Raw genomic sequence first — 25,055 nt, forward strand, 5'->3', positions numbered from 1 at the left:
TTCTTCGAGACCTCGGGCATGACGGTAAGCATCAAGCGCTGGGAGCCGGAAAACATCATTTTCTGGCTGACCCGCGGCCGCAGGATTGCCAACCGCAATCTGCTCCTTTCCACCCTCGCCCTGCATCTGAACTTTAATGTCTGGATGATGTGGAGCATCGTGGTCAGCCATTTGCCGGCCATCGGCTTTGCCATGACAGGCCAGCAGCAGTTTCTGCTGGTCTCCATCCCGCCGCTGGTGGGCGGCATCATGCGGCTGTTTTACGCCTGCATCTGGAGCTGGGTGGGCGGTGGCACCTGGCTGGGCATTTCCACGCTATTCCTGCTGATCCCGGCCCTGGGCGTGGGCTGGCTGGTACAGGACATCAGCGCGCCCTTCCCCCTGCTGTTGCTGGTGGCTGCCTGCTGCGGCATTGGCGGCGCGGCGTCGTCGTCACACTTGTCCAATACCAGCTTTTTCTTTCCCAAATCAGCCAAGGGTTTTGCCATGGGGCTGAATGCCGGCATGGGCAATCTGGGCGTGTCCGTGGTGCAGATCGTGGTGCCGCTGGTCATCGCCGTTCCGCTGTTTGGCAGCCTGGGCGGCGCACCGCAAATCTGGGGCCGTGGTGCACAGGTGCATCCCATCTGGCTGCAGAATGCCGGCTATGTCTGGATCATCCCCATCCTGCTGATTACCACCCTCTGCCTGCTGTATGCACACGACCTGCCCAAGCTGCGGCTGACCCTGCACGACCAGTGGCTGATGATGAAGGAGCGCCACACCTGGTATATCTGCCTTTTGTATCTGAGCAGCTACGGCACCTTCATCGGCTTTTCCGCCGCCTTTCCACTATTGGCCCACGCGCTGTTTCCCCTGGTGGATGCCACACCCTACCTGTTTCTGGGGCCGCTGATCTGCGCGCTGGCGCGGCCCATTGGCGGCTGGTGCGGTGACCGCATCGGCGGCGGCATCACCACGCTGGTCTGCAATGCGCTGATGGTGGTCGGCACCCTGCTCATCCTGGCCAGCCTGCCCGGCGAGCTGGATGGTGGCAGCTTCAGCCTGTTCCTGTGCGCGTTTTTGCTGATGTTCTTTGCGGCCGGCGTGGGCAATGGCTCGTCCTACCAGCTGTCACCCAAGGTTTTCCTGCTCGAGGCCGGCCGGCAGGCCAAGGCCAGCGGCGAGACCATTGCCGCGGCCTACGCCCGTGGCGGGCGGCGCGGCGTGGCGGCGATGAGCATCAGCTCGGTCACGGCCACGCTGGGCGGCTTCTTCATCCCCAAGGCCTTTGGCAGCGCACTGGACTGGTTCGCCAGCTTCGTGCCCGCCTTCATGCTGTTCCTGGTTTTTTATCTGGTGTCGATGGCGGTGGCCTGGTGGCAGTACGCCCGCCCGAGCGCCAGCATGCGCTGCTGAGTCCCGGCATGCCACGATTGCCCTCCCCGTCCCTGTCCACCGCCCTGCTGCTGTCGCTGCTGCTGCATGCCGCGCTGCTGGGCTATGGCCACGCGCGGTGGCCGGCAGCACCCGCGGCTGCGCCGGCGGCAGGCGGCCTGCAGTTACAGTTACAAAGGATGCCTGCGCAGCTGCCGCAGACGCACAGCAGCCGCCCGCCATCCAGGCATGTGCCGACAGCCACGCAGCCCGTACTCACTACCCCGCCCACAGCGACACCCGCCCCACGCCTGGCGGCGAACCGCCAGACACAGCAGATCATGGCCGGCCCGCCACCCGCCACGCCGCCCGCAAGCCAGTCCGGTGATACTCCAGCCGCCGGCACGCCGGGCAAAGCCGCCAATACGCCGGCGGCCAGCGACGCAGAAAATCATCCCGCGCTATATCGCACCGCCTACCTGCACAACCCGGAGCCACCCTATCCGGAGCGCTCGCGTGAACTGGGCGAGCAGGGCCGGGTCCTGCTGCGGGTGCTGGTCAGCCCGGAAGGCCGCGCCAGCCAGATCGACATCGTCGACAGCAGCCACTCGCGCCGACTGGACGAGGCGGCCCGCGCCGCCGTTGCCGACTGGCGCTTTGTACCGGCCCGCCAGGATGGCACGGCCATTGCCTCGCATATTCTGGTGCCGATCAGCTTCAGCCTGCAGTCGCGCTGAGCACCCCACACAATGAAAAAAGCCCGCATGGGCGGGCTCAAATCATTGACAACCTCCTCTCGCTTTCTGGAAAGAAAGCGAGGTTCCCTTCTTCAATTGACAAGGCAAGGGCGGGTGGAAAGGGGAATAGAGGGGAAGGCTGCGGAATCGATAACTTAGCAGAAAGGCCCGGCTTTGCCGGGTCCAGTACAATCGCAGCAAATAACCTTGTCAGCAGCCGAAAGCCCGCCTAGGCGGGCTTTTGCTGGCTACAGCAACCGTTGGCTTACTGCGCCTTGACGGCTTCGATGGTCACTTTCAGGGTGACATCATCGGCAATCGCCGGCAGGAAGGTCTTCATGCCGAAATCGCTGCGCTTGATGGTGGTTTCGGCATTGGCGCCATAGGTTTCCTGGCCGCTCATCGGGTTCTTGCCGCCACCGAAGTTGGTCACGGTCAGGGTCACCGGCTTGGTCACGCCCAGAATGGTCAGGTTGCCGTTGACGGCAGCCAGCTTGTCACCGGCAAACTTCAGGTCGGTCGACTTGAAGGTGATGGTGGGGAACTGGGCCACATTGAAGAAATCCTTGCTCTTCAGGTGGGTGTCGCGTGCCGCCAGGTAGGTTTGCAGCGAGTTGGTATCGATGGTGATGTCAACCGCACCCTTCTTGGCTTCGGTATCCAGCACCACATTGCCGGCAGTCTTGGTGAATACGCCGGTCTGCACCGAGAAACCAAGGTGACGCACTTCGTATTGGGCCACGGTGTGGGTCGGGTCCACGCTATAGCTCACCGGGGCGGCCAGGGCGGCGCCTGCAAAGGCCGAAAAGGCAACAGCGAACAGGGCTTTCTTCATCATGACTTAACTCTCCTGAGTGTTATTTGCCGGCCGGAATGGCCACTTTGAACTTGATCTGCACTTCATCGGCCACGGTGCCGGTATCGGCCCAGTCGCCTTCACCAATCTTGTAAGCCAGCCGCGATACCGGCAGCACGCCTTCCACCACGGTGAGCGCACCTTCCTGACGGGCAGTGAAGGGCGCCGTCACATCACGGGTATTGCCCTTGATGGTCAGCTTGCCCGCCACCTGCAATTTGCCACCGCCCAGGTTCTTGATGCTGCTGCTGACAAAACGGGCCGACGGGAATTTCGCTACATTGAACCAGTCGGCTTTTTTCGCCTCGCCCACCGCTTCGGCCGTCGGCAGGCTGATGCTGGCGGTGTCGATGCTGATGTCGGCCTTGCCGGCTTCCGGTTTCTTCAGGTCCAGCAGCACGGTGCCGCTGAATTTCTTGAAACTGCCGGTCACCGGCACATTCAGCTGCTTCATGGTGAAATTGATCTGGCTCTTGCCTGTGTCCAGCGGCGCGGCCTGCAACAGCGGGGCGACCAGCAGCAATGCCGCAGGAATCAGTCTCAGTTGTTTCATGCTCGTTCTCACTTCAGCTAAGGGTTTAGTTGCGTGGGCCACGCAGGCTCATGCGGTACAGCATGCCGTCCTTGTCGATGACATGGTGCTTGATGGCGGCCAGCACATGGCCGGCCACACAGGCGGCCATGATCCAGTTCAGGGTTTCATGCACGGTTTTCAGGGTGGCGGCCAGCTGCTCGTCCTGCGCCACCAGGTCCGGCAGCTGTACCAGCTTGAACAGCACCACCGGGAAACCATAGGCCGAGCTCATCAGCCAGCCAGTCAGCGGCACGGCGAACATCAGCAGGTAGAGTGCCAGATGGCCACCATGCGCCAGCAGGCGCTCCGCAGCACTCATGTGGGCCGGCAAGGCCGGCGGGCGCTTCAGCAGGCGCACCAGCAAGCGCACGACCACCAGCGCCAGGATGGTGATGCCCGCCCACTTGTGCCAGGCGATGTATTTGAATTTGGCCGGCGACAAGGGCAGGCCGGACACCAGCAGGCCGGCAATAAAGGTCGCGATGATCAGCCCGGCGATCAGCCAGTGCAACGCGATGGCGGGTGAGGAATAGCGCTCACTCGATTTCATGTTTTTTTTGCTCCAGTACCTGGTTAAATGCTGTGCGCAGCTGGGAAAGCCGACGGCACAATTCCTCCATGTCGGCGGGTTCCAGCAGGTCGAAGGCGGTTTTCATATAGGCAATGTGTGCCGGAAACACCTGCTGGAACAAGGCTTCGCCCTGCGGGGTCAGGGCCACCATGACGCTGCGACGGTCCTGCTCCTGCGCACAGCGGCTGACCACGCCCTTTTCAATCAGACGGTCGATCACCCCGGTCAGTGTGCCCTTGGTGATCAGTGTTTTTTCCGACAATTCCTTGCAGCTCATGCCGGGCGTATTGCCCAGTGTCGCCACCACATCGAATTGTGGCGGCGTGAGATCCATCTGGCGGATATGAAAAGCCGACAATTGTTCAAATGCCTGGAATGTCCGCGCAAGTTCCCGAATGACCGACAGAGACGGCTCCTTTTTTGCATGACTCATAGCGTCATCAACCTTTTGTTCGAATCAGTATAGTTCAAACTAGAACTATACTGCAATTAATGGACTAGAAAAATCCACATCTTTGACAGACAGAACCGTTGCAGTATTCCGACAAATCAAGACAAAGAGCAGTGGACCACAACAAACGACAATAATTCCTAACGCCTTTTACCCGGCAAGGTTTGGCGCTATTCTGATCAATATCAACCATCACGGCAGCCCCCCGTGCTGACTTAACCTGGTCGCTCTATCATGACTATCCTGCAGGACCGCTTTGGACGCAGCATTGAATATCTCCGCCTGTCGGTAACGGATCGTTGCGACTTGCGCTGCAGCTACTGCATTCCCAAAGGCTTCAAGGACTTTGAAGAACCGGAAAACTGGCTCACCTTCGACGAAATCGAACGCGTGGTGGCGGCATTTGTCAGCCTGGGGACACGCCGGGTCCGGCTGACTGGCGGTGAACCCTTGCTACGGCGCGACCTGCCGTTGCTGGCCGGTCGCCTGGCAGCCCTGCCCGGCCTGCAAGACCTGTCGCTCACCACCAATGCCACCCAGCTGGCGCGCCATGCCGACGCGCTGTCCCGTGCCGGTGTCAAACGTGTCAATGTCAGTCTGGATTCGCTGCGGCGCGAATGCGTCAACGCCATCACCGGCCGTGACAGCCTGCCGCAGGTCATGGCGGGCCTGGAGGCCGCGCGCGCCGCGGGCCTGTCACCCATCAAGATCAATATGGTGGCCATGAAGGACGTCAACGAGGCAGACATCGAAACCATGGTGGGCTTCTGCATTGCCAACGGTTTTGTGCTGCGGCTGATCGAAGCCATGCCGATGGGCGACAGCGGCCGCAATACTGCCTATCTCGATTTGCAGCCGGTACTGGAACAATTGCGGCTGCGTTTTGGTCTGTTGCCACAGAACAGTGAAATGGGCGGCGGGCCGGCTCGTTACTGGCGCAGCGCTGACGGGGCATTCACGCTGGGGGTGATCACCCCCATTTCCCAGCATTTTTGCGCCACCTGCAACCGCGTCCGCCTGTCGGTGGATGGCACGCTGTACATGTGCCTGGGGCAGGAGGAAAGTTTCGAACTGCGGCCCCTGCTGCGTAGCGGCATCAGCGATCAAGGCTTGCTGGATGCCATCCGCCAGGCCATCGAGCTCAAGCCGGAACGGCACGAATTTCGCGAAAATCCGGGCAAACTCATCCGCATCATGTCGATGACCGGCGGTTAATGCGCCCAAAAGCAGCTAGTTTGCACCGGCCATAGCCTGCAACAGCCCGCTTTCGTTATACTATTGGCAAATTATTCGCCTTAACGCGGACGGCCTAATGAGCGAATTGCAGATTGGTGTACTGATATTGGGCGTGGCAGTCATCGCCCTGGTGTTCGGATTCAATGTTTTTCAAGAGTGGCGCTTTCGCAAGAAAACCAGCCAGGCTTTCGCGCGCCCTCATGACGACGTCCTGCTGAACGTCCCCAAAAACAATGTCCGAGATGGCGTACGGGCCGACCGCATGGAACCGGTGCTGGTCGACAGCGCGCACGTGCCGGCCGGTTACGACGACGAACCGTTCGAGCCGGAAATCCCGGAAGACACCACCCTGACCTTGCCGCCGGCGGTGGAACGTCCGGCGCCGATACCGGAACCGATGCCGCAGCGCGAAGACGACGAGTCCGGCCAGTTTGAATCAGCCGACCATCAGGCGCTGGTGGCCGCCCTGCTCGACCCCTCGCTCGACTTCATCGCCGAAGTCGTCTTCCACGAGCCGCACGAACTGGCCGCCATGCCGCGCTTCAATGTCGGCAAACGCACCCACATCATCGGCCGCACCGAAAAAGGCTTGTGGAAACCAGCCGAAGCCGTGCCGGGCACCCGCTACAAGCAAATCAACATCGGCATGCAGATGGTGGATCGCAGCGGCGCGGTCACCGAACCGGAACTGGCGGGCTTTTGCCAGCAGGTATCGCGCTTCGCCGAAGAACACGATGCTGCGGTCAGCTTTCCGCAACGCCAGCAAAAACTGGTGGCTGCACGCGAACTGGATCGTTTCTGCGCCGATGTCGACGTGCTGATCGGCATCAATGTGGTGCCGCGCGCAGCCGTGGAAGGCAGCCGCCTGCGCAGCTTTGTCGAGGCCGGCGGCCTGCAGCTGGAGCCGGATGGCGCTTTCCATTACCTGGCGGATTCCGGCAACACCCTGTATTCGCTGATGGCAGCCGACCAGATGCCGTTTACCTTCCACACCCTGCTGGACAAGTCCTTCCCGGCGCTGACGCTGCTGTTTGATGTGCCGCGCGTGGCCGGTGGCGTCGAGGTATTCGACCGCGCCGTGCTGTTTGCCAAGCAGCTGGCTGCCGAATTCGACGCACAACTGGTGGATGACAACCGCCGTGTCTTGTCCGACGTCGGGCTGTCGCGCATCCGCGACCAGCTGGTCCATATTTACAGCAGCATGGACGACCGCGGCATTGCACCGGGCAGTGTCGCCGCACTCAGGCTGTTCGCCTGACACCACTGCGCGCAGGCCGGCACATGCCGGCCTTTTTCCGTTTTGAGACTATCCGATGACCACCAACGACCTTGCCGCCCGCGCCCATGCCCTGCGCCAGCAGCTGACCCGCTATGGCCATGAATACTATGTGCTGGATGCCCCCAGCGTGCCGGATGCCGAGTACGACCGCCTGTTCCGCGAACTGCAAACCCTGGAACAACAGCATCCGCAACTGAAAACCGCCGACTCCCCCACTCTGCGCGTGGGCGGCATGCCCTTGCCGGAGTTCAGCCAGATCACCCACAGCGTCCCCATGCTGTCGCTGGGTAATGCCTTTTCCGACATGCAGCAGGACGATTTTGCCCGGCGCCACGCCGAACTGCTGCAATTTGACGAGCGCATCCGGCGCGAGCTGGCCGAATCGCCCATCCGCTATGCCACCGAACCCAAGTTTGATGGTCTGGCCATCAGCCTGCTTTACCGCGATGGCGTGCTGGTACAGGCGGCCACCCGTGGCGATGGCATCACCGGGGAAAACGTCACGGAGAACATCCGTACCATTCATGCCATTCCGCTCAAGCTGGAACTGGCGCACCCGCCCACCTTGCTGGAAGTGCGTGGCGAAGTGCTGATGCTCAAGCGCGATTTCGAACGGCTGAATGCCGAGCAACTGGCCCGTGGCGACAAAACCTTTGCCAACCCGCGCAATGCAGCGGCAGGCAGTCTGCGCCAGCTGGATTCCCGCATCACCGCACAACGGCGGCTATCCTTCTTCGCCTATGCCATCGCCCAGGTGGAAGGTGCCGACTGGCCGCTCAGCCATGCCGGCGAAATGGACTGGCTGCAACAACTGGGCTTCCCCGTGGTAGCCCAAGACCTGCGTCCGGTGGTGGAAGGTGCTGCCGGTCTGGCCGCCTATTACGAAAGCGTGCTGCAACGTCGCGCCACCCTGCCCTTTGAAATTGACGGTGTGGTGTACAAGGTGGACAGCCGCGCCCAACAAGAAGAACTGGGCTTTGTCTCGCGCGCACCGCGCTGGGCCATCGCCCACAAATTCCCTGCCGAGGAAGCGCTGACCCTGGTGGAAGCCATCGAAGAGCAAGTGGGTCGCACCGGCGCCATCACCCCGGTGGCACGCTTGCAGCCGGTATTTGTGGGCGGTGTAACCGTCACCAATGCCACCTTGCACAATGAAGACGAAGTGCTGCGCAAGGATGTGCGCGTGGGCGACACCGTGATCGTGCGTCGCGCCGGCGATGTGATTCCGGAAGTGGTCTCCGTGGTGCTGGAGCGCCGCCCCATGCGCCCGGCGGCTGGCGGTGATTTGTTCAGCCAGGGCGAGGAAGCACAATATCCTCCCTATCGCCTGCCCAGCCACTGCCCGGTGTGTGGCAGCCATGTGGTACGCGAAGCAGGCGAAGCCATCGCACGCTGTTCGGGCGGACTGAGCTGCAAGGCACAGCGCAGTCAGGCCATCCAGCACTTTGCCGGCCGCCGCATGATGGACATCGACGGCCTGGGTGAACGCTATATCGACAAGCTGGTGGAATACGGCTATGTCCATGGCGTGGCCGATCTGTACCGCCTGACACTGGACGATCTGCTACAGATGAAACGCCGCGCCGATGAAGACGAAGGCGTGACGCCGGAAACCGTCAAGGCGGGCAAGGTGGCCAGCAAATGGGCAGAAAACCTGTTGCAGGCCATCGCCGCCAGCCGCCAGCCCGCATTGGCACGCCTGCTGTTTGCGCTGGGCATACGCCATGTCGGCGAATCCACCGCCAAGACGCTGGCCGACTGGCTGGGCTCGCTGGCGCTGATCCGTCGCGCACCGGCAGCCTTGTTTGCCGCCCTGCCGGATATTGGCGGCGTGGTGGCGCAATCGCTGGCAGATTTCTTTGCCGAAGCCAACAACGAAGCCGCGCTGGACGCCCTGCTGCACTATGTTGCCCCGGCCGACGAGCATCCGCCTTCAGCCAAGCTGGGCGAACAACTGGACACGGCCGTCCTGCTGGCCCGGCTGGCGATTCCACGGCTGACCGAGGTGCGCAGCCAACAGCTGGCCACGCAAATCAGCGGGCTGGAGCAGCTGGCGCGCATGGAGCGTCGCCAGTTGCTATTGCTGCAGTTGCCGGCAGAGGTCGTCAATGCGCTGGCCGACTGGCTGGACGAGGCCGCAAATCGTCAGGCCCTGCAACAGCTGGCAGCGTTGCGCACGGAAATCCTCAGCAGCCTGCCGCAAGATACGCTAACAGCTCACCCACTGTTTGACGGCAAAACCTTTGTGCTCACCGGCACCCTGCCCACGCTGTCACGCGATGCGGCCAAGGCGCTGATTGAGGCGGCGGGTGGCAAGGTGGCCGGCAGCGTATCGAAAAAGACGCATTTCGTGGTGGCCGGTGCCGATGCCGGCAGCAAGCTGGCCAAGGCCCAGGAACTGGGCGTGGCCATTCTGGATGAAGCCAGCTTGCAAGCCATGTTGCAGCAAACCGCAGACTGAAAGGGACATCATGCGCGAAACGGCATTCGAGCGCGGTAACCGCCTGGCGGCAGCCGATCAGCAAGAGCAGGCCATTGCCGCCTTCAGTGAATGCCTGCGCCACAATGCCCAGGACTGGCAGGCTCTGTTCAACCGCGGCACGGCGCAGATGCGGCTGAAGCACTATCCGCTGGCGCTGGAAGACTATCTGGCGGCAGCGGCACTCAAGCCCACGTCCACTAATATCAAATGCAATCTGGCCGTGCTGCTCAAGGAGCTGGGTGAGCTGACCCTGGCGGAAAACCTGTTGCTCGAAGTACTACAGGCGGAACCTGAGCATGTCGATGCCTGGAGCAATCTGGGGGTGGTGTTGCAATATGCCCTGCGTTATGACGATGCGGTGATCTGCCACCAGAATGCGCTGCAACTGGCAGGTGCCAGTGCCGGGCGCCTGAACAATCTGGGCAATGCACTGACCTGCGCCTTGCGACTGGACGAAGCGGTCAGCGCCTACCGGCAGGGCATGGCCCTGGCGGGCGCGGATGCCTTCCTCGCCTTCAACCTGTCGGTGGCCCTGCTGCTACAGGGCCGTTACCGTGAAGCCTGGCCGCTATACGAACAGCGCTGGGACAGCATCATACAGCCGCGCTACCGCGACCGGGCCTGGCAAGGCCAGGATCTGGGCCAGCAAAGCCTGCTGATCTGGGCCGAACAGGGCCTGGGCGATACCCTGCAGATGGTGCGTTTCCTGCCCGAGTTACAGCGCCGCCATCCTTCGGCCCGGCTGATGCTCGCCTGCCAGAATGCCTGCCTGCGGCTGTTTGCCCAGTTACCCAATATCGAACTGCTGCCGCTGGAGGACGCGCCTCCTGCCCATGACTGGCAATTACCGCTGATGTCGCTGCCACTGCGGCTAGGTATCGAACCGGATAATTTGTCGGGTCAACCGTATCTGCATGCCGATTTGCAATTAGCACACACTTACGCTGCCCGCCTCCCTCCATGTAGCGTGAACAGACCTCGCATCGGCATTGTTTGGGAAACCGGCTCTTGGGGGGTAGGCATAGTCGACCACTCCCGCCAGAACAAATCCGTCCCGCTGGAGCAGTTCCTGCCCTTGCTGGATAGCATTGATGCCGACTTCATCAGCCTGCAACTGGGTGAGCAAGCGCCGGAACTGCAAGGCAGGGTACACCAGCTGCCCATCTCCGATTTTGCCGATACCGCCGCCATCATCAGCCAGCTGGATCTGGTGATCAGCGTGGACACCTCGGTGGTTCATCTGGCGGGAGCACTGGGCAAACCGGTATGGGTATTGATGCGGGCAGAAAGCGCCCCCTTCTTCATGGCCCAGGGTGAAACCTCACCCTGGTATGCCAGCATGCGGATCTGGCGGCAGGCCACGCCTGGCGATTGGCCGCCCCTGATTGCCCGCGTGGCAAAAACGCTGCGGCAATGGCCGCGAGATTGAGTTGTTGTTTGGTGCGGCGCGCAAGACAGGATAGAATGCGCGCCAGTCAGAAATATTTTCAATTGAAGACTTCTACGACGATGAAAAAAATCAGCAAAGCGGTATTCCCGGTAGCCGGACTCGGTACGCGTTTTTTGCCCGCCACCAAGGCCAGCCCGAAAGAAATGCTGCCGGTAGTGGACAAACCCCTTATCCAGTACGCCGTGGAAGAGGCGATTGCCGCCGGCATCACCGAGCTGATTTTCATTACCGGCCGTAACAAGCGCTCCATCGAAGACCACTTCGACAAGGCCTACGAGCTGGAAACCGAGCTGGAAAACAAGAACAAGCAGAAGCTGCTGGACACCGTACGCGGCATCATCCCGCCCTCGGTCAGCTGCATCTATATCCGCCAGGCCGAAGCATTGGGCCTGGGCCATGCCGTGCTGTGTGCCCGCCCCGTCGTGGGTGACGAACCCTTTGCCGTCATCCTGGCCGATGACCTGATCGATGGCGAACCAGGGGCGATGGAGCAGATGGTCAGCCTGTTCGATACCACCCACAGTTCGATTCTGGGCGTGGAAACCGTCGCCCGCGAGGAGACCGGTTCTTACGGCATTGTCGAAACCGGCAGCAATGCCCACGGGCAGCAGCAGGTATTGAGCATTGTGGAAAAACCGCACCCGGATGTGGCGCCGTCCAATCTGGCCGTGGTGGGGCGCTACATCCTCACCCCGCGCATTTTCGACAAGCTGCTCAACACCACGCCCGGAGCCGGGGGTGAAATCCAGCTGACCGACGGCATTGCCGCCCTGCTGAAAGAAGAGGCGGTACTGGCCTTGCCCTTCAAGGGAACCCGCTACGATTGCGGCTCGAAACTGGGCTATCTTAAAGCTACCGTCAGCTATGGCCTGAAGCACCACGAAGTGGCCAGGGAATTTTCTCAGTATCTGCGCACGCTGCAGAACTGATTTGCCAATTTTCCATTACGCCGCTCTGTAGACGGAGCGGCGTTTGTATTTTCTCAAGGAGTCAACATGCCCAACATTGCCGAAGCTCGCGGTCTGATCAATAGCTCGGACATTCTGTTCACCGCAGAAGAGGTGAGCGCTGCCGTCGATCGCATGGCAGTGGAGATCACCGAAAAACTGGGTGAAACCTATCCGCTGGTACTGTCCGTCATGGGTGGTGCCGTGGTATTTACCGGCCAGTTGCTGCCGCGCCTGAATTTCCCGCTGGATTTCGACTACGTGCATGTATCGCGCTATGGCGACAAGACCCACGGCGGCGAGCTGGTATGGAAGCAGGCCCCCAAAGAGGATGTGCAGGACCGCGTGGTACTGGTACTGGACGACATCCTGGATGAAGGCCATACCATGGCAGCCATCCGCGACAAGGTGATGGGCATGGGTGCCAAGGAATTCTACAGCGGCGTGTTTGCCAACAAGCTGATCCCCAAGGAAAAGCCGATTGCTGCCGATTTCGTCGGCCTCGACGTGCCGGACCGCTATGTTTTCGGCTACGGCATGGACGTGCGTGGCGCCTGGCGCAATCTGCCGGCCATCCACGCCCTGAAGTAAGCCACCAGCCACAGGCAGGCAGACCACACCGCGAGCGGCCTTGCCCCTCGCGGTTTTTGCATGGCCGGCCTAAGCGCCGCTCGCCAGCAGCAGCTCGGGCAGAATGCTCTGCACCCAGCGCCGTTGCCCATCGTAAGCATGGGCCAGCTGCAATACCGTGCTATCTGCCCGCGGCCGCCCGATGATTTGCAAGCCCATCGGCAAGCCATTGCTGCCAAACCCTGCCGGCACATTCATCACCGGCAAACCTGCCATGGTCGGCCCGATGACCACCTCCATCCAGCGGTGATAGCTGCTCATCACGCGCCCCCCGACCATGCGAGGCCAGTGCTGCTCCAGTGCAAATGGATAAACCTGGGCACTGGGTAACAACAGGAAATCGAAGCGCTCGAATAGCTGCAACACGGCGCGATACCAGTCGCTGCGTATGCGCGAGGCGCGGTACACATCCAAAGCGGTCAGCTGCAAGCCGCCCTCGATCTCCCACTGCAATTCCGGTTTCAGCTGCTGACGACGCGAGGGATCCTGATAATCCGCCAGCAAGCTGCCGGCCATCAACCAATGTCGGTGAACCTCCCAGCTTTCCCACAGCAAGGACGGATCGAAATTCACCGTGCATGACTCAAGCTGGCAGCCCAGTGCGGCAAAGTCGGGCAAGACCTGCTCGCATTGCTGCAGCACACCTGCCTCCATCGGCAGATAACCGTTCCAGTCACCCAGCCAGCCCAGCCGCCAGCCACTGACATCCTGTTGCAGCGACTGTTCCAGGCCGGCAATGCTGCCATGCGCCAGTGGCGCCCGGACATCCGCACCGGCCTGGGTACGCAATAGTGCCAGCACATCCGGCACGGTACGGCCCATCGGGCCCTCGGTCGCCAGCTGCTGCAAGAACAGCTCCGGGCTTGGCCCCAGCGGCACCGTGCCCCAGCTGGGACGAAAGCCGAATACATTGTTGAATGCCGCCGGATTGCGCAGCGAACCCATCATGTCGCTGCCATCGGCCACCGGCAGCATGCGCAAGGCCAGGGCAACCGCGGCCCCGCCCGAGCTGCCACCGGCGCACAACTCGGGCTGATAGGCATTGGCGGTAGCGCCGAATACCGCGTTATAGGTATGGGAACCGGCACCGAATTCCGGGGTATTGCTTTTGCCGATAAAGATGGCCCCTGCCCTGCGCATGCGCTCCACCATGATGTCGTCACTGGCCGGCTGATACTGACGATACAGGTTTGAACCCATGGTGGTCGGGATGTCGCGCGTGGCAGCGAGATCCTTGATGGCCTGCGGAATGCCATGCAACCAGCCGCGCGACTCGCCACGCGCCAGTTCGGCATCGCATTGCGCAGCCTGTTGCAGCAGCAAGTCCTCGTCCTGCAGGGACACCAGCGCATTGACCTGGTGGTTTACCCGCTGGATATGCTGCAGATAGCTGCGCATGACCTCGACACAAGACAGCTGCCGCTGGTGAATGGCATGGGACAGAGGCAGCGCATCCAGCGCCACGATGGGATCAAGACCGGACATGTGTTTGTTCATGACGACTCTCCGGAGGCTGCATTGGAGGTGACCAGTGATGCCGGTGCAATTGCTGCGGCAGCCGGACGACCACGTGGTAGAAAATAGCAGGCCACCACGCCCAGCATGGTGGAAGGCAAGAGATAGTAAACCGGTGCGATGGGTGAGCCGGTGCGACCGCCCAGCCAGGTGACGATGAAGGGAGCGAAACCGCCAAAAATCATTACCGCCAGGTTGTAGCCAATGGAAACACCGGTAGAGCGTACCCGCACCGGGAACAGCTCGGACACCGCAGTTGGCGCCGGTCCGAATGCCAGCCCCAGCAAGGTGCAGAACAGCAGTTGCACCATGAGCAGCCGTTCGATACCGGGCGCATCAGCCAGCCAGGCGAATCCCGGATAAATCATGATCAGGAAGCCCAGATAGGGCCAGAACAACAGGGGACGACGGCCGATACGGTCCGACCAGGCACCCGCCAAGGGAATCAGGATGGCCATCCAGGCCACTGCCAGCATCTGGATGGTAAAGGCCTGGTCCAGCGGCAGGCCGAACTGGCGATGCACATAGCCCGGCATATTCACCAGCAGGACATAAAACCCTGCCGTGCCGGGAATGGTCAGGCCGATGGTCAGCAGGATATTGCGCCGGTTCTGCTGCAGCTGGCCGCCCAGACCTGGCGCAGCCGCCTGTGGCTGGCTGGCTTCGAGAAAGGCCTCGGTCTCATCCATATGACGGCGGACCCACCACCCCACCGGAGCAATCAGCAAACCGACCAAGAACGGAAGCCGCCAGCCCCAGCTTTCCAGCTGCCCCTGATCCAGATTATGTGTGATCAAGGCCCCCATGCCGGCTCCGCCCAGAATGGCCAGCATCTGCCCCACCAGCTGCCAGGAACCATACAGGCCACGCTGATGCGGTGGGGCGGCTTCTACCAGAAAGGCAGTGGCGCTGGCATATTCCCCTCCGGTGGCAAAGCCTTGCAGCAATCGCGCCAGCACGATCAGCAACGGAGCGGCCACGCCGATGGCGGCATAAGGTGGTGCACAGGCAATCAGCAAGGACACCAGGGCCATGATGGCCATGATCAGTTGCATGGCGGCCTTGCGCCCCTTGCGGTCGGCATAGATGCCCAGTAGCACACCACCGACTGGCCGCATGAAGAAACCCACCCCGAAAGTGGCGGTCGCCATCAGCAGGGAGATGAACTCGTTGCCATCCGCCGGGAAAAACAGCTTGGAAATAATACTGGTCATGAAGCCGTAGACGATGAAGTCGTACCACTCCAGTGTATTGCCCACGACGGCTGCAATAATCTGCCGCCGCCGGGAAATCGGTTTGTCAGTCGTCATGCCTTGCTACCTCTAGCCACCAGATAGGATTAGCCGAATCGTGCCGCTGGCAACACAAGCAGCTTGCCGTGCGGACGAAACAGAGGTGCAAGGTAGGGCGGCTGCCATCAGGCAGCTACTGTCCGCTTTGGCAGCACACTGGCATAGAGATCAGTCCTGATCGGAATGCCGTGGCGCGCCACAGGCCAGCGGTGGCAACAACCCAGGAGAAAACCAGACTATTGGCCAGTTTTCTGCCATGGCTACACTGCGTGGCCGTCTGGAGCCAGTCGACTGATGGCTGACCGACAGCGGTGACCGACCCGCTTGCTTGACCAGCACAGCTGGGCATCAGGGCTGTTCAGCTACTGAGGTGGCGGGCCCGGCCCGCCCGCGCATGGCCAGATAGATGGGCAGGGACACCACCAGGCCCAGGGCAAAACAGATCAGGATGTATGCCCATGGCCACTTGACCCTGGCGTGCCGTGAATCGCTGATGACCCAGACGGAAAATGCAATGGCTGACAAATAAATGTCGATGGTGATCGCGCTGGTAAGTGGATTGGCAAACGCCGCAGCAAAGAATTCGGCGGGCCCCAGGCCTCCGCCCTGCATCAGGTACTGCAAGTTGAAGTACCAGGTGACAATAAAACCGCCAATGGCGATGACAAGGAATGCCAGGGTGGCATAGCGGTGCATTGTCCGGCTCATTAAGGATCTCCTGCGGGGGTTGCGCCAATGCCCAGCCTGGTGCTCCGCGGGCTTCATGCGATAAAGGGGCAGGCTGAACTGTCCAGCAGCGTAGGGGGAAGAGTGCAATCTCTCTACTGTCCCATCAGTCGCTCAGCGAGCTGCCACCAGCGCACCCTGCACCCGATAGGACGCACCAGCGGCTGGCTGGCTGCCACAATGACAGAGCCCGCGCCTGGGGCTTGAGCATGGCTAGCTTCATGCCCGCGCGACAGACTGGCAACATCTGGCAACATCTTTCCCTGCAAGAGCAGCGCCGCTTGCACTATAAGTGAGTGATCAACATGCATGAGCCGATCGCACCATGAGCAATTCCATCACCCAGGCTACCCAGCTCTCCTTGGCCAGCGCCGCCTTGTTGAATGGCGGCGTGCTGCCCTCACCGGTGATCCAGTCCTCCAACAGCAATGCGGCGCTGGTGGATGCGGCGAGCAGCATTGCCGAAGACGCCAGCGTCGTGGTGACACTTGGCGGCGGTGGGGATGAGGGGACGACGTATGATGCAGCAGGCTTGCTGAACAGTTTTACGCAAGCTGGCAGCTTGCAAGGCAGTGTGGCCAGCGATCCGGCAACCGCGGCAGCCGCGGTGGATGATCAACTACTGGGGGGAACAGCCGCCAGCAGCGGCACCCTGGCGGGCCTGAGCAGCAACTGGGGCAGCCTGCTGCAAAATGATCCGGCATTGAGCAATACCGCGGTGCAGGATAGTACGGATAGCAGCATCGTTGATACGCTGGCCTGAACGACCGGCCCTGATGATGGCACGATCGTTCCGGCGCTAGCTGTTGTAGCTGTTTGCCGGGCAAACCGCTATCAATCCTGCGGGCCGCGCGAGCTGTGTTTGCGCTTTTCCTTTTCGCTCATCATGGCTTCGCGCGCTGCCGCTTTCTGCGCGGCCAGTTCCTTGGCACGCTTTTCCCAGACTACCCATTCCTGCGGGCGCTCCAGCGTGATGCGGCCGGTATTGCCATCGCGAAAATCGGTGAGCACGATTTCGGCTGCCTTCTGGATATTGACGCGCCCGCCACCCAGCATGGCACCGCGCTTGCGGCCAATCATTTCCAGCACCTGCCAGTCCTGCAGGCCGTCCACCTCGTCCAGGCGATAACGCGCCGTCAGTTGCGGCACATAGTGTTGCAGCAGGTATTTGAGCAGTTCCAGCGAGACTTCTTCCTCATCCATGGCATTGCGGCCAACGGCACCGCTGGCGGCCAGATTATAGCCGCCTTCTTCCACTTCGATCTTGGGCCACAGCATGCCGGGGGTATCGTACAGCTCGACGTCATCGGCCAGGATGATGCGCTGCTCGTTCTTGGTGACGCCAGGCATATTGCCTGTCTTGGCGATCTTGCGGCTGCTCATGCTGTTGATCAGCGTGGACTTGCCGACATTGGGAATACCGCAAATCAGTACACGCAGCGGCTTGTCCAGGCCGCCGCGATTGGGCGCCAGCTCGCGACAGGCCGCCACCAGCTTTTGTGAGGGCGCACGTTCGCCGGCATCCAGCGCAATGGCCTGGGTCTGCTTCTTGGCGCGATACCAGTCCAGCCACTGCGTGGTGATGGCCGGGTCGGCCAGATCCTGCTTGTTGAGGATCATCAGGCGCGGCTTGCCCTTGGCCATGCGCGCCAGCATCGGATTGGCGCTGGACGCCGGCAAGCGCGCATCCAGCATTTCGATGACCACATCGATGTCTTTCAGGCGCTCCATGACATCTTTGCGCGCCTTGTTCATGTGGCCGGGAAACCATTGAATTGCCATGCTTTAACGCTTTCTTAACGGGTCCAGTAAATAACTCAGTCCATTGTGGTCGATCTCCTGCATCAATTGCAGCAGACGGCCAATCTCGCTCTTGGGAAAACCCTCGCGGGCAAACCAGTTGAGATAATTGCCGGGCAAATCACAAATCAGTACACCCTGGTGCTTGCCAAAGGGCATTGCGGTGGTAACCAGACGCTGCAGATCTTCTTGTTGCATGCTTTCAGACCGGACTGAAGGAGGCGCATTGTGCCAAAGGCTGCCATTTTACGCCACAGCCTTGTTTTGTCGGACTTTTATTGTCCAGCTTCCGGATTTGATCTGCGACAAGTGCCGTTGTCATTTTTCTGTCGAAAACCGGCGTGGACGGGATAGCATGGTGGCCATTCGTTACCGGGGTCTGGTCGGTTCCGATTGCGACCGCAATGCGAAGTCAGTTCAGTGATAGCGACGTAGGTTCTTTGGCGTGGCAGCCGTAGTGCATACGGCGGTTGGATACAGGCCTGGCCTGCCCGCACGCTCAAGACCTCTTTGGGCAGCCAGCTCTGGTTGCCCTTCTTTTTTGGCTCAGCGCGGCAGTGCCTTGCCGTCATTGAAAGCCAGAAAACCGCGCAGCACACGGTACAGGCACCACAGCCAGGTCAGGCCAAGAATGGCAAAACCGACCAGTATCCATACCAGTGCATAGCCCAGCACCGTGCCGAGCAGGCCGATCCAGAAGGTGTTGATCTGCCAGCGAAAATGGCTTTCAAACCAGCTGCCGCGGCTATCCTCCAGCTTGAGATAGTTGATGATCACGCCGACCAGCATGGGAAGGCCGGTAAACAGGCTGAGGCCCTGCAGGATATACACCACCAGGGTCAGGTTGTTCAGTTTGCGCTCATCATCACGCGTTTGCAGTTGCATGGTATTTCCGCTTGTTGGTCGCTCAGCCGCGGCGTGCTGCCTGCAGGCCGTGCCAGAAAGGTTGCAGCCGCTGACGGCATTGCTGCGCCACCAGGCGCGAGGCCATCAGCATGGATTGCATGCCGTGCACCGTCCCCACCATGCCGCTCTGCCGCTGGCGACTCCAGCCGCGCAATACGCCGGGCGTAGCCTCCGGTGCGGTCAGCAGCACGGGGGCGGCTGGCGCCAGTGTAAGCTGCAACTGCTCCGACAGCAGCTTGAGACGGCGGTTCGCCTCATCCAGCTGCGTCAGCTCAGCCAGGGTGACGGCGACATGGCTGAGTTCGAGCACGGCGATACGCGCCGCCAGCCAGTCTGTTGCATCGGCAAAGCGTGCAGGCGAACCATGGGGATGCCGGCGCTGCGAGGCCAGCAACATGGCAAAGGCACGAATGTCCGGCAGCAGCGATTCCAGCAGCGGCGTGGCCGTTGTCTGGTCTTGCTGTTGGTAGCGATACAGGCTGTCCGTTTGTGGTGCGACAGCATTGGCCAGGGCCTCGCCATCAGTCAACAGGGTTACGGACCACGCAGCACCGTCCAGCACCAGACTGGCGCTTTCTCGGGCGATCTGCCTTGCATCACTGACTTCATTCATGACCTGCATCTCCAGTCGGGCTTGCCTGGGTGGGTCCGGAGCTGATTTGTCTGCTGAAAAAACAAATGCCGCCGGAGTGTCCGCGGCGGCATTGTTCGGGTGTATTCGTTCTCTTGTACTGTTCTCTAGTGCAGAGACGCCCCTTGGAGCCGCCGTGAGCTGCGGTACCAATAAAAATAGGCGTTAAAGACTGCGGAGAAAGTATTCATGTCGACCATCCTGCCAACAAGGGCAGTGGGCTGTCAAGGCGGAAAGCCAGAAATCATTGCATTGCACAAAAAAACCCGGCCAAGGCCGGGTTTTTGCAACAGCAATCCAGAGCGCGGCTTACATATTGGGATAGTTGGGACCGCCGCCGCCTTCCGGCGTGCACCAGTTGATGTTCTGGCTGGGGTCCTTGATATCACAGGTTTTGCAATGTACGCAGTTCTGCGCATTGATCTGCAGACGCGGGCTGCCCTCTTCCTGACCGACGATTTCATACACACCAGCCGGGCAGTAACGCTGCTCGGGGGCATCGTACTTGGCCAGATTGAAGCTGATCGGCACGCTGGCATCTTTCAGCTTGAGGTGCGGCGGCTGGTCTTCGCTGTGATTGGTGTTGGAAATGAACACCGAGGACAGGCGGTCGAAGGTCAGCACGCCGTCCGGCTTGGGATAGTCGATGCGCGTGCATTCGCTGGCCGGACGCAAGGCTTCGTGGTCGGCATGCTTGTGGCGCAGCGTCCACGGGGCTTTGCCACGGAACAGGAAGGTGTCGATGGCCGAGTAGATCATGGCCGGCCACAGGCCCCAGCGGAAGGACGGGCGGATATTGCGCACTTTGTGCAATTCTTCGTGCAGCCAGCTTTGCTTGAAGCGGGCGGAATAGCCGGTCGCTTCCAGCCCCTGCGCTTCCGGATTGGCCTGCAGCAGCTCGAACACGGCATCGGCGGCCAGCGTGGCCGACTTCATCGCGGTGTGCGTGCCCTTGATCTTGGGCACATTGAGGAAGCCAGCGGTATCGCCCACCAGCAAGCCGCCAGGGAAGGTCAGCTTGGGCAGACTCTGGATGCCGCCTTCGGACAGGGCACGTGCGCCATAGCTCAGGCGACGGCCACCCTCGAACACCCCCTTGATGGCCGGGTGGGTCTTGAAGCGCTGGAATTCCTCGAACGGCGAGAGGTAGGGGTTGGTGTAATCCAGCCCCACCACATAGCCCACGACAACCTGATTGTCTTCCAGGTGATACAGGAAGGAACCGCCGTAAGTGGCGGTGTCCACCGGCCAGCCCACGGTGTGGGTGATGGTGCCGGGCTTGTGGTTTTCCGGTTTGACTTCCCACAATTCCTTGATGCCGATGCCGTAGGTTTGCGGGTCGGCGCCGTCACGCAGGGCAAAGCGCTCGAACAGCATCTTGGTGAGCGAGCCACGACAGCCTTCGGCAAAGATGGTCTGTTTTGCCCACAGCTCCATGCCCGGTTCGCCCGGCTGGTCGCCGTTCTTGCCGGTACCCATGGCGCCGGTGGCCACGCCCTTGACCGAGCCGTCGGCATGGTAAAGCACTTCGGCAGCGGCAAAACCGGGGTAGATTTCCACGCCCAGCGCTTCGGCCTGCTCGCCCAGCCAGCGGCAGAAATTGCCCAGGCTGACAATGTAGTTGCCGTGATTGTGCATCTGCGGCGGGGTAGGCAGCTGGATGGACTCGGTTTCCGTCAGGTAGAGGAAACGGTCGGACAGTGCCGGGGTATTCAGCGGCGCGCCCTTTTCTTTCCAGTCCGGTATCAGTTCAGACAGTGCGCCGGTTTCAATCACGGCACCCGACAGAATATGCGCCCCGATTTCCGAGCCTTTTTCCAACAGACAGACACTGATTTCCTGGCCTTTTTCTTCAGCCAGCTGCTTGAGGCGAATCGCGGCAGACAGCCCGGCAGGGCCGCCGCCGACGATCACCACGTCGTATTCCATATAATCGCGTTGCACCACATCTCCTTTGCGCCCGGAGGGCTGTCCTTATTGGCTGGCAGTCATCATGCAATGAAGCGGCCTTGCTCGTCAAAATCAAACAAGCGTTTAAACGGTGCCTTGCTCACGCAGTGTGGCAATCCTGGCAGCGTCGTAGCCCAGCGCGCGCAGTACGTCGTCGGTATGTTCACCCAGTTTGGGAGGGGCCTGATTGTACTCGACTGGCGTGCCGGAAAGTTTGATCGGACACCCTACCAGGGGCACATTTTGCCCTACGCTGTCCTGCAAGTGTATTTCCATGCCGCGATGCTGGATCTGCGGATCGCGGAAGGCTTCGTCCACGGTGTTGATCGGACCGCAGGGCACCCCGGCTTCATCCAGTTGCTTGAGCCACTGTTCGCGGGTATTGCCCATGAAGGCTGCGGCCAGCACGGGTACCACGCTGTCGCGGTGCTTCACCCGCTGCGGATTGCTGGCAAAGCGTTCGTCGTCGGCCAGTGCCGGCAGGCCGATGACCTGACATACCGCACGGAATTGCTTGTCGTTGCCGCAGGCCAGGATGAAATGGCCGTCGGCACAGGCAAATACCTGATAAGGCACGATATTGGCGTGGGCATTGCCCAGCCGCGGCGGGACTTGCTGGCCGATCAACCAGTTCATATTGATATTGGCCAGCGAGGCCAGCGCGCAATCGAACAGCGCCATGTCGATGTACTGCCCCTTGCCGCTGCTGTTGCGCGCAATAATGGCCGCCAGAATGGCATTGCTGGCATAGATGCCGGTGAACAGGTCGGTGACCGCCACGCCCACCTTGTGCGGCTCTCCATCGGCCGGGCCGGTAATGCTCATCAGACCAGACATGCCCTGCACGATGTAGTCGTAGCCAGGCAGCTCGGCATAGGGGCCATCCTGACCAAAGCCGGTGATGGAGCAATACACCAGCCGCGGATTGAGCTGGCTGAGGCTGTCGTAATCCAGCCCGTATTTTTTCAGTCCACCCACCTTGTAGTTTTCAATGATCACATCGGCATCGCGTGCCAGGGCGCGGACAATCTCCTGCCCTTCCGGCTTGGTGATGTCCACCGTTACCGAGCGTTTGCCACGGTTGGCACACAGAAAGTAAGCTGCCGTGCCATCCGCCAGACTGGGCGGTGCCCATTGCCGGGTGTCGTCGCCGGCACCGGGCCGTTCCACCTTGAGCACTTCGGCACCCAGGTCGGCCAGCAACTGGCCTGCCCAGGGGCCGGCCAGTACCCGGGAAAGATCCAGAACCTTGATGCCTGCAAGTGCGCCCGCCATGGTGTTCTCCTGATTGATTCGTTAATGGCCGCCTGGCGGCCGGATGGACAGTGTGATGCCGCCGCGTAAGCAGCCACATGACGCTGTGCACCAAAAAAAGGGCCCGGTACTCACCGGGCCGCACAAGGACAGACAGGAACCAACAACAGGGGCAGGTGGAGCCATGCCCCCGCTGTGCTATCAGGCAAATGCCTGAATACCGGTCTGGGCTCGGCCCAGAATCAGGGCATGCACATCGTGCGTGCCTTCATAAGTGTTGACGGCTTCCAGGTTCATCACGTGGCGGATGACATGGAATTCGTCGGCAATGCCGTTACCGCCGTGCATGTCGCGGGCGATACGGGCGATGTCCAGCGACTTGCCGCAGTTGTTGCGCTTGATCAGCGAAATCATTTCCGGTGCAGCCTTGCCTTCGTCCAGCAAGCGGCCCACGCGAATGGCCGCCTGCAGGCCCAGCGCGATTTCGGTCTGCATATTGGCCAGCTTCAGTTGAATCAGCTGGGTGGCAGCCAGCGGGCGGCCAAACTGCTTGCGGTCCAGCGTGTACTGGCGAGCGGCGTGCCAGCAGAACTCGGCGGCACCCATCGCACCCCAGGCAATGCCGTAACGGGCCTTGTTCAGGCAACCGAACGGGCCTTTCAGACCCTTCACACCCGGCAGGATGGCATCTTCCGGCACCAGTACTTCGTCCATGACGATTTCGCCGGTGATGGAGGCGCGCAGGCTGAACTTGCCGTGAATCTTTGGTGCAGACAGACCCTTCATGCCTTTTTCCAGCACAAAGCCACGGATTTCACCTTCATCATCCTTGGCCCATACCACGAATACATCGGCTACCGGGCTATTGGTAATCCACATCTTGCTGCCGGACAGCACATAACCGCCATCGACCTTGCGAGCGCGGGTTTTCATGCCGGCCGGGTCGGAACCGGCATCCGGTTCGGTCAGGCCAAAACAGCCCACCCATTCGCCGGTGGCCAGCTTGGGCAGGTATTTGTCTTTCTGCGCTTCCGAGCCATAGGCCCAGATCGGGTGCATCACCAGGCTGGATTGCACGCTCATGGCCGAGCGGTAGCCGGAATCGACACGTTCCACTTCGCGTGCCACCAGGCCGTAGGCCACATGGCTGAGGCCGGCACAGCCATAGCCGTCGATGGTGCAGCCCAGCAGGCCCAGTTCGCCCATCTCGCTCATGATTTCGCGGTCGAAGCGTTCTTCACGATTGGCCGTCAGCACGCGCGGCATCAGGCGATCCTGGCAATAGGCTTCGGCGGTCTGCTGGACCAGACGTTCTTCTTCGGTCAGCTGATCGGCCAGCAGGAAGGGATCTTCCCAGGCAAAGGGTGCGCGGCTGTTGGATGCGGCCATCGAGAGTTCTCCTTGGTTTTGCTTGTTCCGCATTGCGGAATTGCGTTTTACATTGCAGAATAGACTAACAACTCCAAATTCGCCTGTAAAGCGTTTTGTTTGATCCTGGCGGCAAGCAGGCTATGCTTGCCGCTCACGCGCTAGCGCCAGGTTGGAAAATCCAGGCCATCAAGATAGAAATGAGGAAAGCAATGCAGGAAGAGGATGACAAGGACCGGTTATTTGTCACCGCGCTGGCGCGGGGTTTGCAAGTATTGGCGGCGTTCCGCCCCGGCGAATCGGCGCTGTCCAACCTGGAAATCGCCAAGCGTACCGGCCTGCCCAAGTCCACCGTGTCGCGGCTGACTTACACCCTGACCAGGCTCGGTCATCTGTCGCAGGATGAACACAGCGGCTTTTACCGGCTGGGGGTGGCACTGCTGGCGCTGGGCTCGGTGGTGCTGGCCAGCTATGACATCCGCCAGGTGGCCGGCCCGCTGATGCGGGAATTTGCCCTGGCAAACAATGTGTCGATCAGCCTGGCCATGCGCGATGGCACCGATATGGTGTATCTGGAAACCTGTCGCAGCCAGTCGCGGGTCAGCGTGCAGCTGACCGTGGGCTCACGGGTGCCGATTGCCACTACCGCCATCGGCCGGGCCTTTTATGCCGGACTACCGGTAAATGTGCGCCAGCAACTGGATGGCGAACTGGCTGCGCGTTATGGCGAACGCTGGCCGGCGCTGCAACAACGGCTGCAACAGGCGATGGAGGAATACCTGCGCTGCGGCTATTCGGCATCATTTGGCGAATATGAACCGGATGTGATGGCGGTAGGTGTGCACCTGCCCTCGCCCAATCCGGGCCAGCCGCCGATGAGCCTGAACGCCAGCGGCCCGGCCTTTGCCTTCAGCGCCGAGGTAATGCAGCAGCAAGTTGCCCCGGCGCTGATTGCCCTGCGCCAGCGCATCGTGCCGGTGGCCTGAGGCGTTACACGAGATAGCAAAAAGCCGCCAACAGGCGGCTTTTTTCTTGCGGGCAGAT

General features: G+C 61.0%; 24 protein-coding genes. 10 read left to right on the forward strand and 14 right to left on the reverse strand.

All coding sequences use genetic code 11. The features are described from left to right. Positions 1 to 18: 18 nt before the first annotated feature. Entirely contained in the window at positions 19 to 1,398 is a 1,380-nt protein-coding gene (locus JHD64_RS11955; protein WP_110313560.1) for a nitrite extrusion protein, read from the forward strand. 8 nt (positions 1,399 to 1,406) lie between these two features. Continuing rightward, entirely contained in the window at positions 1,407 to 2,093 is a 687-nt protein-coding gene (locus JHD64_RS11960; RefSeq protein WP_199053361.1) for an energy transducer TonB, read from the forward strand. 265 nt (positions 2,094 to 2,358) lie between these two features. On the opposite strand, the gene JHD64_RS11965 is transcribed toward JHD64_RS11960, so the two are convergent. From JHD64_RS11965 to JHD64_RS11980, 4 genes are read right to left on the reverse strand one after another with little or no spacing between them, the layout of a single operon-like run. After that, positions 2,359 to 2,931, reverse strand: coding sequence for a YceI family protein (locus tag JHD64_RS11965; RefSeq protein WP_199053362.1), 573 nt, complete (start codon positions 2,929 to 2,931; stop codon positions 2,359 to 2,361). 19 nt (positions 2,932 to 2,950) lie between these two features. Beyond that, the gene (locus JHD64_RS11970; protein WP_233170463.1) at positions 2,951 to 3,502 is read right to left on the reverse strand and encodes a YceI family protein; all 552 of its coding nucleotides are present in this window, start codon (positions 3,500 to 3,502) and stop codon (positions 2,951 to 2,953) included. Positions 3,503 to 3,527: 25 nt separating this feature from the next. After that, the gene (locus JHD64_RS11975; protein WP_059285277.1) at positions 3,528 to 4,073 is read right to left on the reverse strand and encodes a cytochrome b; all 546 of its coding nucleotides are present in this window, start codon (positions 4,071 to 4,073) and stop codon (positions 3,528 to 3,530) included. After that, complete coding sequence (locus JHD64_RS11980) at positions 4,060 to 4,452, reverse strand: MarR family winged helix-turn-helix transcriptional regulator (protein ID WP_233170464.1); 393 nt, start codon at positions 4,450 to 4,452, stop codon at positions 4,060 to 4,062. The genes JHD64_RS11975 and JHD64_RS11980 overlap by 14 nt, the downstream gene beginning before the upstream one ends. A gap of 333 nt (positions 4,453 to 4,785) precedes the next feature. Here JHD64_RS11980 and moaA point away from each other — a divergent pair, with 333 nt between their 5' ends. The 6 genes from moaA to JHD64_RS12010 all read left to right on the forward strand — a co-directional run bounded on the left by moaA (position 4,786) and on the right by JHD64_RS12010 (position 12,530). Continuing rightward, positions 4,786 to 5,760, forward strand: a complete 975-nt coding sequence (gene moaA, locus JHD64_RS11985) for a GTP 3',8-cyclase MoaA (RefSeq protein ID WP_199053377.1) — start codon at positions 4,786 to 4,788, stop codon at positions 5,758 to 5,760. 97 nt (positions 5,761 to 5,857) lie between these two features. Continuing rightward, a complete protein-coding gene (locus JHD64_RS11990) occupies positions 5,858 to 7,039 on the forward strand; it encodes a cell division protein ZipA C-terminal FtsZ-binding domain-containing protein (RefSeq protein ID WP_110313558.1) in 1,182 nt (393 codons plus the stop codon). Between the two features lie 55 nt (positions 7,040 to 7,094). Continuing rightward, positions 7,095 to 9,521 carry an NAD-dependent DNA ligase LigA gene (gene ligA, locus JHD64_RS11995; protein ID WP_059285275.1) on the forward strand — a complete coding sequence of 809 codons (2,427 nt, stop codon included), beginning with the start codon at positions 7,095 to 7,097 and terminating at the stop codon, positions 9,519 to 9,521. 10 nt (positions 9,522 to 9,531) lie between these two features. After that, positions 9,532 to 10,971 carry a tetratricopeptide repeat protein gene (locus JHD64_RS12000; protein ID WP_199053363.1) on the forward strand — a complete coding sequence of 480 codons (1,440 nt, stop codon included), beginning with the start codon at positions 9,532 to 9,534 and terminating at the stop codon, positions 10,969 to 10,971. A gap of 80 nt (positions 10,972 to 11,051) precedes the next feature. Continuing rightward, a complete protein-coding gene (gene galU / locus JHD64_RS12005) occupies positions 11,052 to 11,921 on the forward strand; it encodes a UTP--glucose-1-phosphate uridylyltransferase GalU (protein ID WP_199053364.1) in 870 nt (289 codons plus the stop codon). 66 nt (positions 11,922 to 11,987) lie between these two features. Then, positions 11,988 to 12,530, forward strand: coding sequence for a hypoxanthine-guanine phosphoribosyltransferase (locus tag JHD64_RS12010; protein ID WP_059285272.1), 543 nt, complete (start codon positions 11,988 to 11,990; stop codon positions 12,528 to 12,530). A gap of 69 nt (positions 12,531 to 12,599) precedes the next feature. Here the strand turns inward: JHD64_RS12010 and JHD64_RS12015 are convergent, their stop codons facing one another. From JHD64_RS12015 to JHD64_RS12025, 3 genes are all read right to left on the reverse strand, one after another. After that, positions 12,600 to 14,066: an amidase gene (locus JHD64_RS12015; RefSeq protein ID WP_199053365.1), complete on the reverse strand. Its 1,467-nt coding sequence runs from the start codon at positions 14,064 to 14,066 to the stop codon at positions 12,600 to 12,602. Further along, positions 14,063 to 15,394 carry an MFS transporter gene (locus tag JHD64_RS12020; protein ID WP_199053366.1) on the reverse strand — a complete coding sequence of 444 codons (1,332 nt, stop codon included), beginning with the start codon at positions 15,392 to 15,394 and terminating at the stop codon, positions 14,063 to 14,065. Before JHD64_RS12020 ends, JHD64_RS12015 begins: the two co-directional genes overlap by 4 nt. A gap of 330 nt (positions 15,395 to 15,724) precedes the next feature. Beyond that, positions 15,725 to 16,072: a DUF2834 domain-containing protein gene (locus JHD64_RS12025; protein ID WP_059285270.1), complete on the reverse strand. Its 348-nt coding sequence runs from the start codon at positions 16,070 to 16,072 to the stop codon at positions 15,725 to 15,727. Between the two features lie 355 nt (positions 16,073 to 16,427). On the opposite strand from JHD64_RS12025, the gene JHD64_RS12030 reads away from it, so the two are divergent. Then, positions 16,428 to 16,865, forward strand: coding sequence for a hypothetical protein (locus JHD64_RS12030; RefSeq protein WP_059285269.1), 438 nt, complete (start codon positions 16,428 to 16,430; stop codon positions 16,863 to 16,865). A 71-nt stretch (positions 16,866 to 16,936) separates the two neighbouring features. Here the strand turns inward: JHD64_RS12030 and ylqF are convergent, their stop codons facing one another. From ylqF to JHD64_RS12065, 7 genes are all read right to left on the reverse strand, one after another. Continuing rightward, the gene (gene ylqF / locus JHD64_RS12035; RefSeq protein WP_059285268.1) at positions 16,937 to 17,884 is read right to left on the reverse strand and encodes a ribosome biogenesis GTPase YlqF; all 948 of its coding nucleotides are present in this window, start codon (positions 17,882 to 17,884) and stop codon (positions 16,937 to 16,939) included. Positions 17,885 to 17,887: 3 nt separating this feature from the next. Beyond that, positions 17,888 to 18,100, reverse strand: a complete 213-nt coding sequence (locus tag JHD64_RS12040) for a DUF3820 family protein (protein ID WP_045846780.1) — start codon at positions 18,098 to 18,100, stop codon at positions 17,888 to 17,890. Between the two features lie 348 nt (positions 18,101 to 18,448). Then, positions 18,449 to 18,787 (reverse strand): hypothetical protein, encoded by a 339-nt coding sequence (locus tag JHD64_RS12045; protein WP_059285266.1) that lies wholly within the window; start codon positions 18,785 to 18,787, stop codon positions 18,449 to 18,451. Positions 18,788 to 18,809: 22 nt separating this feature from the next. Then, on the reverse strand, positions 18,810 to 19,421 hold the full coding sequence (locus JHD64_RS12050; protein ID WP_199053367.1) for a hypothetical protein: 612 nt from the start codon (positions 19,419 to 19,421) through the stop codon (positions 18,810 to 18,812). 327 nt (positions 19,422 to 19,748) lie between these two features. Next, positions 19,749 to 21,368 carry an electron transfer flavoprotein-ubiquinone oxidoreductase gene (locus tag JHD64_RS12055; protein ID WP_199053378.1) on the reverse strand — a complete coding sequence of 540 codons (1,620 nt, stop codon included), beginning with the start codon at positions 21,366 to 21,368 and terminating at the stop codon, positions 19,749 to 19,751. Positions 21,369 to 21,473: 105 nt separating this feature from the next. Further along, the gene (locus JHD64_RS12060) at positions 21,474 to 22,664 is read right to left on the reverse strand and encodes a CaiB/BaiF CoA-transferase family protein (RefSeq protein ID WP_059285264.1); all 1,191 of its coding nucleotides are present in this window, start codon (positions 22,662 to 22,664) and stop codon (positions 21,474 to 21,476) included. A gap of 180 nt (positions 22,665 to 22,844) precedes the next feature. Then, positions 22,845 to 24,032: an acyl-CoA dehydrogenase gene (locus JHD64_RS12065; protein WP_059285263.1), complete on the reverse strand. Its 1,188-nt coding sequence runs from the start codon at positions 24,030 to 24,032 to the stop codon at positions 22,845 to 22,847. A gap of 191 nt (positions 24,033 to 24,223) precedes the next feature. On the opposite strand from JHD64_RS12065, the gene JHD64_RS12070 reads away from it, so the two are divergent. Beyond that, positions 24,224 to 24,997, forward strand: a complete 774-nt coding sequence (locus tag JHD64_RS12070) for an IclR family transcriptional regulator (protein ID WP_110313557.1) — start codon at positions 24,224 to 24,226, stop codon at positions 24,995 to 24,997. Positions 24,998 to 25,055: the final 58 nt, after the last annotated feature.

The organism is Aquitalea sp. ASV15, assembly GCF_016429115.1.
Lineage (GTDB): Bacteria > Pseudomonadota > Gammaproteobacteria > Burkholderiales > Chromobacteriaceae > Aquitalea > Aquitalea magnusonii.